This window comes from Streptomyces sp. NPDC000880 (genome assembly GCF_053599675.1).
Window position 1 is genome coordinate 37099 of the sequence record NZ_JBSFMS010000048.1, and the last position, 10803, is coordinate 47901.

The 10803-nt window shown below is 70.0% G+C and carries 10 protein-coding genes; 7 read left to right on the forward strand and 3 right to left on the reverse strand.

Annotation, left to right across the window (positions count from 1 at the left end):
* Positions 1–2: 2 nt before the first annotated feature.
* The 7 genes from ACWDO5_RS18000 (at position 3) to ACWDO5_RS18030 (ending at position 7739) form a co-directional block, all read left to right on the forward strand.
* A complete protein-coding gene (locus ACWDO5_RS18000; RefSeq protein ID WP_450531291.1) occupies positions 3–1454 on the forward strand; it encodes an ABC transporter substrate-binding protein in 1452 nt (483 codons plus the stop codon).
* Between the two features lie 39 nt (positions 1455–1493).
* Positions 1494–2390, forward strand: a complete 897-nt coding sequence (locus ACWDO5_RS18005) for an ABC transporter permease (protein ID WP_450531292.1) — start codon at positions 1494–1496, stop codon at positions 2388–2390.
* Positions 2387–3160: an ABC transporter ATP-binding protein gene (locus ACWDO5_RS18010; protein WP_450531293.1), complete on the forward strand. Its 774-nt coding sequence runs from the start codon at positions 2387–2389 to the stop codon at positions 3158–3160. The genes ACWDO5_RS18005 and ACWDO5_RS18010 overlap by 4 nt, the downstream gene beginning before the upstream one ends.
* 44 nt (positions 3161–3204) lie before the next feature.
* On the forward strand, positions 3205–3543 hold the full coding sequence (gene fdxA / locus ACWDO5_RS18015; RefSeq protein ID WP_450531294.1) for a ferredoxin: 339 nt from the start codon (positions 3205–3207) through the stop codon (positions 3541–3543).
* The gene (locus ACWDO5_RS18020; protein WP_450531296.1) at positions 3540–5420 is read left to right on the forward strand and encodes a 2-oxoacid:acceptor oxidoreductase subunit alpha; all 1881 of its coding nucleotides are present in this window, start codon (positions 3540–3542) and stop codon (positions 5418–5420) included. Before fdxA ends, ACWDO5_RS18020 begins: the two co-directional genes overlap by 4 nt.
* Positions 5407–6498 (forward strand): 2-oxoacid:ferredoxin oxidoreductase subunit beta, encoded by a 1092-nt coding sequence (locus tag ACWDO5_RS18025; protein ID WP_450531298.1) that lies wholly within the window; start codon positions 5407–5409, stop codon positions 6496–6498. The genes ACWDO5_RS18020 and ACWDO5_RS18025 overlap by 14 nt, the downstream gene beginning before the upstream one ends.
* 89 nt (positions 6499–6587) lie before the next feature.
* Positions 6588–7739 (forward strand): Mrp/NBP35 family ATP-binding protein, encoded by a 1152-nt coding sequence (locus ACWDO5_RS18030; RefSeq protein WP_450531306.1) that lies wholly within the window; start codon positions 6588–6590, stop codon positions 7737–7739.
* Positions 7740–8168: 429 nt separating this feature from the next.
* Here the strand turns inward: ACWDO5_RS18030 and ACWDO5_RS18035 are convergent, their stop codons facing one another.
* From ACWDO5_RS18035 to ACWDO5_RS18045, 3 genes are read right to left on the reverse strand one after another with little or no spacing between them, the layout of a single operon-like run.
* Positions 8169–9035: a metal ABC transporter permease gene (locus ACWDO5_RS18035; RefSeq protein WP_450531300.1), complete on the reverse strand. Its 867-nt coding sequence runs from the start codon at positions 9033–9035 to the stop codon at positions 8169–8171.
* Positions 9032–9943 carry a metal ABC transporter permease gene (locus ACWDO5_RS18040; RefSeq protein ID WP_450531301.1) on the reverse strand — a complete coding sequence of 304 codons (912 nt, stop codon included), beginning with the start codon at positions 9941–9943 and terminating at the stop codon, positions 9032–9034. Before ACWDO5_RS18040 ends, ACWDO5_RS18035 begins: the two co-directional genes overlap by 4 nt.
* A complete protein-coding gene (locus ACWDO5_RS18045; protein ID WP_450531307.1) occupies positions 9940–10797 on the reverse strand; it encodes a metal ABC transporter ATP-binding protein in 858 nt (285 codons plus the stop codon). Before ACWDO5_RS18045 ends, ACWDO5_RS18040 begins: the two co-directional genes overlap by 4 nt.
* Between the last annotated feature and the right edge of the window lie 6 nt (positions 10798–10803).

Genomic DNA, 10803 nt, shown 5'->3' on the forward strand with positions numbered 1-10803 from the left:
ACGTGGACGCCTTCCCGCACCCGGTCCCGCCCCGGACCCGCCGCCGCGGGACGCCGGTGCTCGCAGTGCTGACCGTACTCGGACTCGGTGCCAGTGCCTGCGGCACCGGGTCCGCGGCCGACTCCTCCACCGTGGTGGTCAACATCGGCTACCAGTCCAAGACCATCAACACCGTCACCGCCGGCACCCTGCTGCGTGAGCGAGGCACCTTCGAACGCAAGCTCAATGCCATCGGCAAAGCCAAAGGGGTGCGCTACAGGGTCGTCTGGCAGGACTTCCCGTCGGGGCCCCCGCTGACCGCGCAGATGATCGCCGGCAAGGTGGACATCGGCTCCATGGGCGACTACCCGGTCCTCGTCAACGGCTCGAAGACCGCCGAGTTCCCCGACGCCAGATCGGAGTTGGTCGCCGTCACCGGCTACAACCTGCGGGGATCGCTCAACCAGGTAGTGGTGCCGAACGATTCCTCGGCGGAAAAACTGACCGACCTGCGAGGCAAGGTACTGTCCACCAGCGTCGGCTCGGCCGCACACGGAATGCTGGTCAACGCCCTGCGGAAGAACGGGCTGGGCCCCGACGACGTCAAGTTGCTCAACCAGGAACCGGCGGTCGGCGCCTCGGCGCTCGATGGCAAGCAGGTAGCCGCACTCTCCCAGTTCGTGCCCTGGCCGCAGCTCATGGTCTTCCGCAAACAGGGCAAGCTGCTCTACGACGGCGGGTCCAACGGCGTCCCGACCTTCCACTCCGTCGTCTCCCGGAAGGCTTACACCGACGATCACCCCGACGTGATGCGGGCCTTCCTGGAGTCGGTACGGGACACGACGGACTACCTCAACCGGAGTCCGCTGACCGCGGCGCAGCAGGTCGCCAAGATCACCGGTATCGAACCGGAGGTGGTCTACCTCTACAACGGGCCGAGCGGCCTGGTGACCTTCGACCCGACGATCAAGCAGCCGTTGGTCGACGCCCTCGCCGCCGACCTGCCGTTCCTGAAGGACCTTGGCTCGGTCAAGAACCTGGACCTGCGCAAGTTCGTCAACGACAGCTATCTGCGCAAGGTCTACGGCTCCTCCTACGACACCGCCCGGAAGAACATCACCTCCCCGAGCAGTCTCAGCGGTCAGGACCCGGTCTGCCACAAGCCCGTCAAGGACCCGCGCACCGCCTCCGAGGTGTGGTTCAGCGGCGAGAAGTCGACCGGGGTCGCAGCGACTCCGACCTGCCTGCTGCGGCAGATCGCCGCGCACGACGGGGGCGTACGCGCCGCCTACGTACCGGATACGACGCACGGAACCCGGATGTTCGCGTCCGCCGCGACCTGGGTGCTCGACCCTGGCGGATCCACGGACTCCCGGCTGCTGCCGTTCGCGGTGGCCGCCGACGCGGATTCCTACCTGGCGGGCCGCTCCGGCGCCCGCAAGCTCGACTACGCGGCGGCACTGGCCGCTTCCTGAGCAGCAGCGATCGCAGGAAAATCGCAGGAAAGAGGACGCATGACAACAACTCCCGTCACCCAGCAGTCCCTCACACCCACCAGTGATCCGATCGCCGTCACCCCGCGACCGCGCCACGGTCTGCGTGCCGGTCTCCGCCCGCTCGTCAAGCCCGGAGTACGGTCCCGCCGACTGGCCGCCGGGGCACTGGCCGCGCTGCCACTGGCGGCGGTACTGCTGCTCTGGTACTTGTTCACGGCCAACGACGTCGTCCTGTGGCTGCGCTTCGACAAGGTACCCGGCCCGGTCGAAGTGTTCGACACACTCCAGGGGCGGCTCGCGTCCGGCAGCTACTACCAAGACCTACTGGCGAGTCTGCGCCGGATCCTGCTCGGCTTCGGGCTCGCCGCGGTGAGCGGGGTGGGCATCGGCATCGCGATCGGACGCTCGCGGGTCGTCCAGGCGCTGGTCCGGCCGCTCATCGAGGTCGCCCGGCCGATCCCGGCGATCGCACTCGTGCCGCTGGCGATCCTGATGTTCCCCACCGGCGAGCAGGGCATCGTGTTCATCACCTTCTTCGCGGCGTTCTTCCCTGTGGTGGTGAGCACCATCCACGCGATGAAGACACTGCCCAAGGTATGGGAGGAGGCCGCCCGGACGATGGGCGCCCGCCGACTGTCCGTACTGTCCCATGTAGTGCTCCCCGGAGCGATGCCCGGCATCTTCTCGGGGCTGTCGGTCTCCATGGGCGTGGCCTGGATCTGCGTGATCAGCGCCGAAATGATCTCGGGACAGTTCGGCATCGGCTACTACACCTGGCAGTCCTACGGGCTGCTCGACTACTCCGGCGTGGTCGTCGGCATGCTGTCGATCGGCATCCTGGGCTGGGGCACGGCCTGGCTGGTGGAGCGGCTCGGGTCCCGGATCAACCGCTGGCTGCCGAGGAACGCCCGATGAGCGCCGGAGCGCGGGTCCGGCTGGAGGGACTGAAGCTTGCCTTCGGCGACATGCCGGCCGCCGAGATCGACCTCGACGTGCGGCCCGGAGAGATCGTCGTTCTGCTGGGGCCCTCCGGCTGCGGGAAGTCGACCATCCTGCGCGCGCTGGCAGGGCTGCTCAAGCCCACCGCCGGGCGCGCGGAGGTCGACGGGAAGTCGGTGGGTGAGACCGACACGGCATGTGCCATGGTCTTCCAGGAGGACGCGCTGCTGCCCTGGCGCTCGGCCGCACGCAATGTCGAATTCGCCCTGAAACTGCGCGGAGTGCCCCGGGGGCAACGGCGCCGGCAAGCCGAAGAGCTGCTGGCCCAGGTCGGTCTCGAGGGCTTCTCCGGCCATCTGCCGGGCCAGTTGTCGGGCGGTATGAGGCAGCGTGTCCAGCTCGCCCGGACCCTGGCCACCCGCCCCCGCGTGATGCTGATGGACGAGCCGTTCGGCGCACTGGACGCCCAGACCCGTTCGGAGATGCAGCAACTGCTGGTCTCGGTCTGGCGCCAGTACGAGACCACGATCCTGTTCGTCACCCACGACGTCGACGAGGCCCTGTTGCTGGGCGACCGGATCGTGCTGCTCAGCCCCCGCCCCGCCGTCGTGCGCACGACCGTCGACATTCCCGGCCCCCGGCGCCCAGGCGCGCAGTTCGAACCCGAATTCGCCCGTCGCCGCTACGAAATCCTCGCCTCGATCGGCGACGCGCCCCCCGCCGCGCTCTCCCCCGAAGGCGCCTGAATTCCCTGTCGTCCGAACCGCTACAGCAAAGGAGTCACCCCATCATGACTTTCGTCATCGGGGCCGCGTGCGTCGACGTCATGGACCGCGCCTGCGTCGACGAGTGCCCGGTGGACTGCATCTACGTCGGGGAGCGCATGGCCTACATCAACCCCGAGGAGTGCATCGACTGCAGCGCCTGCGAACCCGTCTGCCCGGTCGAGGCGATCGCCACAGTGGAGGAGCTCGCACCACAGGAGGCGGACTTCGTCACGGAGAACGCCCGCTTCTTCTCCGAGGCGCTGCCCGGGCGTGCCGAGCCGCTGGGTTCGCCCGGCGGTGCGGCCGAATTCGGCCCGATCGGCGTCGACACGCCCTTCGTCCAGAGCTACAACGCGCCATGAGCGGCATCCGCCCCGCACGGACCGAGCGGCTCGACCGGGTGGTCATCCGGTTCGCCGGTGACTCCGGAGACGGTATGCAGCTCACCGGCGACCGGTTCACCTCAGCGGCGGCGGCCTTCGGGAACGACCTGGCCACGCTGCCGAACTTCCCCGCCGAGATCCGCGCCCCACAGGGCACCATCCCCGGAGTCTCGTCCTTCCAGGTGCACTTCGCGGACTACGACATCCTCACCGCCGGAGACCGGCCGGATGTGCTGGTGACGATGAACCCGGCCGCGTTGAAGGCCAACCTCGCCGACCTGCCGCCGGGCGGGACGGTGATCGTGAACACCGACGAGTTCACCCCGCGCAATCTGGCCAGGGCCGGCTACGGCTCCGACCCACTGGAGGACGGCACCCTGACCGCCTTCCAGGTCCACCAGGTGGCCATGGCGACGCTGACCCGGGGCGCGCTGGCGGACACCGGCCTGAGCAAGAAGGACGCGGAGCGGGCGAAGAACATGTTCGCCCTGGGCCTCCTCTCCTGGATGTACCACCGGCCGACCAACGGGACCGAGCGATTCCTGCGCCAGAAGTTCGCGCGCAGGCCCGAGATCGCCGAGGCGAACATCCTTGCCTTCCGGGCCGGCTGGAACTACGGCGAGACCACCGAGTCGTTCGCGGTGACTTTCGAGGTCGCACCCGCGACGGCGCTCCCTGCGGGCGAGTACCGGCAGATCACCGGCAACACCGCCCTGGCGTACGGCATCGTCGCGGCCGGGGCGCGGTCGGGGCTGCCGGTGTTCCTCGGCAGTTACCCGATCACCCCGGCCAGCGACATCCTGCACGAGCTGTCCCGGCACAAGGACTTCGGTGTGATCACGGTGCAGGCGGAGGACGAGATAGCCGCGATCGGGGCCGCGCTGGGGGCCGCGTACGGCGGGGCGCTGGGCGTGACCACCACGTCCGGTCCCGGTCTCGCCCTCAAGAGCGAGACCATCGGCCTGGCCGTGATGACCGAGTTGCCGCTGCTGGTGATCGACGTGCAGCGTGGCGGGCCGTCCACCGGACTGCCCACCAAGACGGAGCAGGCGGACCTGCTGCAGGCGATGTTCGGCCGCAATGGTGAATCCCCGGTGCCGGTTCTCGCCCCGTCCACCCCGGCGGACTGCTTCGACACCGTGCTCGACGCGGCCCGCATCGCCCTCACCTACCGGACACCGGTCCTACTGCTGTCCGACGGCCATATCGCCAACGGCTCGGAGCCCTGGCTCGTTCCCGACGCCTCGAAACTGCCCGACCTGAGCGTCGAGTTCACCACAGAGCCCAACGCCCCCGACGGGTCCGGCGGTTTCTGGGGCTATCTGCGCGACCCGTGGACACTCGCCCGGCCCTGGGCAGTGCCCGGCACCCCCGGGCTCGAACACCGGATAGGCGGCCTGGAGAAGGCCGACGGCACGGGCGACATCTCGTACGACGCGGACAACCACGACCGCATGGTGCGGCTGCGTCAGGCCAAGGTCGACGGGATCGCCGTACCCGACGCCGTGCCGGACGACCCTTCCGGCGGGGCCGAGGTCCTGGTCGTGGGCTGGGGCTCCTCGTACGGGCCGATCGGCGCCGCGGCACGCCGCGTTCGCAGGGCTGGATACGCCGTCGCGCACCTGCATCTGCGCCACCTCAACCCCCTTCCGGCCAACCTGGGCGAGGTCCTCTCCCGCTACCAGCGGGTCGTGGTCCCGGAGTTGAACCTCGGCCAGCTCGCGCTGCTACTGCGTGCCAAGTACCTGATCGACGCCATCTCGTACACCAAGGTCGCCGGTCTGCCGTTCGGGGCGGAAGAACTGCAGGGCGTGTTCACCGATGCGATCGAAGGAGTCCGATATGACCACCATTGACCTCGGCCTGCCGGGCATCGGCGGGCAGGCGCTGGTGCCCGCGGCCGAGACGAAGCTGTCAGCGAAGGACTTCAAGTCCGACCAGGAGGTGCGCTGGTGCCCAGGCTGTGGCGACTACGCGGTCCTGGCCGCAGTGCAGGGCTTCATGCCCCGGCTGGGGCTGAGGCGGGAGAACACCGTGTTCATCTCGGGCATCGGCTGCTCCAGCCGATTCCCCTACTACATGAACACCTACGGGATGCACTCCATCCACGGCCGCGCCCCGGCCATCGCCACTGGTCTGGCCGTGGCCCGTCCCGATCTGTCGGTGTGGGTGGTCACCGGAGACGGGGACGCCCTGTCGATCGGTGGCAATCATCTGATCCACACCCTGCGGCGCAACGTGAATCTGAAGATCCTTCTGTTCAACAACCGGATCTACGGGCTCACAAAAGGCCAGTACTCACCGACCTCCGAGACGGGGAAGGTCACCAAATCCACCCCCATGGGCTCGGTCGACGCCCCCTTCGACCCGGTGTCGCTGGCCCTGGGCGCCGGTGCCACCTTCGTGGCCCGCGTCCTGGACTCGGATCGCACGCGGCTGACCGAGGTGCTCACCGCCGCCGCCGAACACCGAGGCACCGCTTTCGTGGAGATCTACCAGAACTGCCCGATCTTCAACGACGGCGCCTTCGACGTACTCCGGCAGGCCGGCGAGAGGGAGCGGCGCCTCATCCCGCTGCGGCACGGCGAACCGGTTCGCTTCGGCGCCAACGGGGGCACCCCCGGAGGCTCCGGGGGAGAGTACGGCGTGATCCATACCGGTTCCGGAGGGCTGGGGACGGCGAAGGTCTCGGACGTCGGGGAGGAGGCGCTGGTGGTGCACGACGCCACCCTGGAGGACCCTTCCTACGCCTTCGCCCTGTCGCGGCTGTGCTCGCAGGACCTCAGCCACACCGTCACCGGGGTCTTCCGTTCCGTGAGCCGCCCGGCGTACGACGACCAGGTCCGCGCCCAGATCGACCAGGCCAGGACCGCGGCCCCCGCCGGCCTCCAGTCCCTGCTCACAGGCAAGGACACCTGGACCGTCGTCGGCTGACCCCGCGACACGTCCGCTCTCACACCCAGCCCCGGATTCGGAGTTCTCCTGTGACTATTGCACCGGCCCACCAACACGCCGCCCCGACCATGGACGCCGTCCGCCAGGCGCTGTCCGGGGTCCTCGACCCGGAGATCCAGCGGCCCATCACCGACCTCGGGATGGTCAAGGAGATCACGGTCGGCGCCGACGGCGCAGTCACCGTCGGAATCTATCTGACCGTGTCCGGCTGCCCGCTGCGCGACCGGATCACCGCGGACGCCACCGCCGCCGTATCCGCGCTGCCCGGCGTGCGCGAGGTGCGGATCGAGCTGGACGTGATGAGCGACGAGCAACGCACCGAGCTCCGCATGAGTCTGCGGGGCGACACGGCGGAGCCGGTGATCCCCTTCGCCCTGCCCGGTTCCCTGACCCGGGTGTACTGCGTCGCCTCCGGCAAGGGCGGGGTCGGCAAGTCCAGCGTCACGGTCAACCTGGCCGCCGCTATGGCCTCCCGCGGTCTGTCCGTCGGCGTGGTGGACGCCGATATCCACGGCCACTCGGTCCCCCGGATGCTGGGGGCGACGACCGGCCCCACCCGGGTCGAGAAGATGATCATGCCTCCCCGGGCGAGTGGTGTGAAGGTGATCTCCATCGGGATGTTCACCCCGGGGAACGCACCGGTGGTGTGGCGCGGCCCGATGCTGCACCGCGCGTTGCAGCAGTTCCTCGGCGAGGTGTACTGGGGGGATCTGGATGTGCTGCTGCTCGACCTGCCGCCCGGCACCGGCGACATTGCGATCTCCATCGCCCAGTTGCTCCCGAACTCCGAGATTCTCGTGGTGACCACACCGCAGATGGCCGCGGCCGAGGTGGCCGAGCGTGCCGGGGCCATCGCCGTGCAGACCCGTCAACGCGTGGCTGGGGTGGTGGAGAACATGTCCTGGTTGCGGCTGCCGGACGGTTCGACGACGCAGCTCTTCGGATCCGGCGGCGGCCGGTCGGTCGCGGAGTCGCTGTCCCTCGCCATGGGCACGGAAGTCCCCCTGCTCGGTCAGGTGCCGCTGGACCCGCGCCTGGGCGGGGCGGGCGACGCCGGTACGCCGTTGGTGCTGACGGAACCGGAGGCTCCGGCAGCGGTGGTGCTCCGTGACATTGCGAAAAGGCTGTCCGTACGCCCACGCGGCCTGGCCGGTTGCCGGCTCCCGTTCAGCCCGTCGTCGAGCGGGCACCCCCACCAGGAGCCCCGTAACGAGTCCTGACCGTGACTGTTCGGGATCGATGATCCGAAACCCAGCCCCGGCACGCCCTGTCCCTACCGGCAACCCTCTGAGGGATGAGCTCCAACAACCGACCACGGTTGTACGCGGGCACCATTGGACGGCGAGACCCGGATGAAGCGCCTGGCCGATGCAGAGGTTCGCTTGTCCGATCGCTTCCCTCTCGTTGAACTGGCCCCCTATCCGGCAGGAGTTGACACAGCCCGGACGGCCGGCCAGCGAGCTCTTAATCAGCGGCCCGGGGGTCGAGTCCCTGGCGGCGCACTCGCGATCATGTTGCCGGCCCAGGCGCTGGTGAAGTCGGCGCCGGCGATCAGGGCGCTCGGGACGGTGACACGCTGCAGTGTCCGGAGTCCGATCAGTTGCACCTCGTCCGTCGGGGCACGAGCGGCTGCAGGATCGCTTGACATGTCAGGCCGCCAGGGCGGGAGTTCGCCTCCGCCGGCCGGTGGCGAAGGTCGCGGCGTACACAGCGGTGGCGACGGCAAGGATGGCGAAACTGGGCGGCATGCCGGGCAGCGCGTAGCTGAGGCCGAGCCCGGCCCACATCTCCGCGACAGCAAGAGCGGCGGACAGGGCCAGTGCACGGTGGGGGCGGTCGGTGAGGCGCTGGGCAGCGCCGGCGGGGGCGGCGAGCAGGCCCAGGATCAGTAGTGATCCGACGGCCTGGGTGGCCTCCGCCGCGCAGGCGCCGACCAAAGCCAGGAAGCCGAAGCCGAGGATCCGTACGGGCACACCGCGGGCGGCGGCGACTGCTCCGTCGACGGAGGCGAACAGCAGCGGGCGGGCGATGGCGATGACAGCCGCGCAGATGCCGGCCGCCACCAGCGCCGCGGTCAGGGCCTGGGCGGCGGACAGACCGAAGATCGACCCGAAGAGCACGTTGACGCCGACGCCGCCGCCGGCCGCGCTGCGGGAGGTGGTGTAGAGGGTGAGGAAGAAGACGCCCATGCCCAGGATCCAGGAAAAGACGCTGCCGATGGCGATGTCGTCGGGCCGGCCCCGGCTGCCGAGGGTGCCGAGCAGCACGGCGATGATGATGGTGGCCGCGAACAGGCCGAGGCGTAGGTCGTAGCCGAGGGCGAGGGCGGCCAGGGCGCCGGTGAAGGCGACATGGCTGAGTGCGTCGCCGGTGAAGACCTGGGCGCGCAGCACCAGGAAGTAGCCGGTCAGGCCGGCCGCGGCGGCGATAGCGGTGCCGGCGAGCAGGGCGTGCTGGAAGAACGGGTGCGCGAACGCGGCGGCCCATCCCGATGAGGCCAGGACCGTCGTCGTCATGCCGGACCTCCTGCCGGTACGAGGCCGGGGAGCCGGTGGACGGCCAGGCGGCCCAGCCGGGCCAGAACGTAGCCGGCGAACGCGAAGGTGGTCACGTAGAACCCGATGGGGTAGGGCGAGTAGTAGGCGGTGATCAGGCCGAGCCAGGTCACCGCGAGCGAGATGAACACGGACAGCGCGAGGCTCACGGCGGGCCGGGCGGTCAGCGTCTGCGCGGTGGCGGCGGGCATCACCAGCAGGGCGAACACCAGCAGAGTGCCGGTGATCTGGCTCGCCTCGGCGGCCGCCGCCCCCAGCAGGATCAGGAACACCGTGGACAGCAGGCGCACCGGCACGCCCCGCCCGGCGGCGACATCGGGGTCGACGGAGGCGAATACCAGCGGGCGTCCGATCACGGCGAGCACAGCCAGGACGACGACCGCCGCCGCCAGCAGCACCCAGACCTGGGTGGTGCTGATGCCCAGGAAGCTGCCGAACAGCAGCGAGTTGACGCCGCCCAGCAAGCCCTTGTACAGGGCGGTGAACAGAAAACCGCAGGCGAGCAGGAACGCCTGGACGGTGCCGGTGAGCGCCGACTCGTGCCCGTCGGCGTCCCGACCGGCACGCGGGATCGCCGCGACGACCACCGCAGCGGTGAGGCAGAAGGCGAAGTAGCCGTACGTCGCGCTGATGCCGAGCAGGGTGGCACCGGCCGCGCCGGGGAAGCCGACGACGGCCAGGGTGTGCCCGGCGAAGCTCTGCCGCCGCAGCACCATGAACCACCCCATGACCCCGGCAGCCACGGCCACCACGGTGCCGGCCCGGAAGGCGTTGACCATGAACGGGTACGCCCACATCTGCTGCAGGTCGGCCAACGGGTTCCACGACCAGTCCGGGTAGGCGTCGGCCAGAACGGTCAGCGGCATCATGGCCGCCTGTCCCGGGCATCCGGCACGGTGTGCCGGTCGGTGTGCAGGGCGGGTGCCTCTGGTTGTCCGACGACCACGAGCCGGCCGTCGGAGGTGCGCAGCACCTCAATCGGTGTGGCATACAGCCGGGACAGGATCTCGGAGGTGATGACCTGCTCGGGGTGGCCCGCGACGGCACCGCCCTCGGCGAGGTACACCACCCGGTCCAGGCGGGAGAGGATCGGGTTCACGTCGTGCGCGACCATCACCACGCTCACGCCCTCCTCCCGGCAGATCCGGCCGACCAGCGCGGCCACGGCGGCCTGGTTGGGCAGGTCGAGGCTGTCCAACGGCTCGTCGAGCAGCAGCAGTTCCGGGCGGCGTACGAGCGCCTGCGCGATCAGCAGCCGCTGCTGCTCGCCGCCCGAGCACCGCCCGATCGGCCGGTTCGCGTACGCCGACGCCCCGACCAGGTCGATCACCTCGGCAATCCGCTCCCCGGCGGCCTTGCGCCGGGCGCCGGACAGCCCCGGCAGCCCAATCCCCCAGCGGTCGCCGTCCCAGCCCAGCCGCACGATGTCGGTGCCGCGCATGCGCAGCGAGGCGTCGAAGCTACGGCGCTGCGGCAGGTACCCGACGCGCTGTCCGGCCCGCCCGGGCCGCTCGCCCAGCACCCGCACCTCCCCGGAGGCGGTCGGCAGCACGCCGAGCAGGACCTTGATCAGGGTGGACTTGCCCACCCCGTTCGGGCCGAGCACGGCGACGAACTCGCCCGCGCCGACGTCCAAGTCGACCCCGGACCACAGAGTGCGCCCGCCGACCCGTACCGCCGCACCGCGCAGCGACACCACGGCGAACTCGTCGGCTACCGCCAGAAGGGC

Excerpts from the sequence above, each read along its gene's own strand:
- ACWDO5_RS18005 (WP_450531292.1), top strand. The coding sequence starts at position 1,494 with ATGACAACAACTCCCGTCACCCAGCAGTCCCTCACACCCACCAGTGAT.
- ACWDO5_RS18010 (WP_450531293.1), top strand. The coding sequence starts at position 2,387 with ATGAGCGCCGGAGCGCGGGTCCGGCTGGAGGGACTGAAGCTTGCCTTC.
- fdxA (WP_450531294.1), top strand. The coding sequence starts at position 3,205 with ATGACTTTCGTCATCGGGGCCGCGTGCGTCGACGTCATGGACCGCGCC.
- ACWDO5_RS18020 (WP_450531296.1), top strand. The coding sequence starts at position 3,540 with ATGAGCGGCATCCGCCCCGCACGGACCGAGCGGCTCGACCGGGTGGTC.
- ACWDO5_RS18025 (WP_450531298.1), top strand. The coding sequence starts at position 5,407 with ATGACCACCATTGACCTCGGCCTGCCGGGCATCGGCGGGCAGGCGCTG.
- ACWDO5_RS18030 (WP_450531306.1), top strand. The coding sequence starts at position 6,588 with ATGGACGCCGTCCGCCAGGCGCTGTCCGGGGTCCTCGACCCGGAGATC.
- ACWDO5_RS18035 (WP_450531300.1), bottom strand. The coding sequence starts at position 9,035 with ATGACGACGACGGTCCTGGCCTCATCGGGATGGGCCGCCGCGTTCGCG.
- ACWDO5_RS18040 (WP_450531301.1), bottom strand. The coding sequence starts at position 9,943 with ATGATGCCGCTGACCGTTCTGGCCGACGCCTACCCGGACTGGTCGTGG.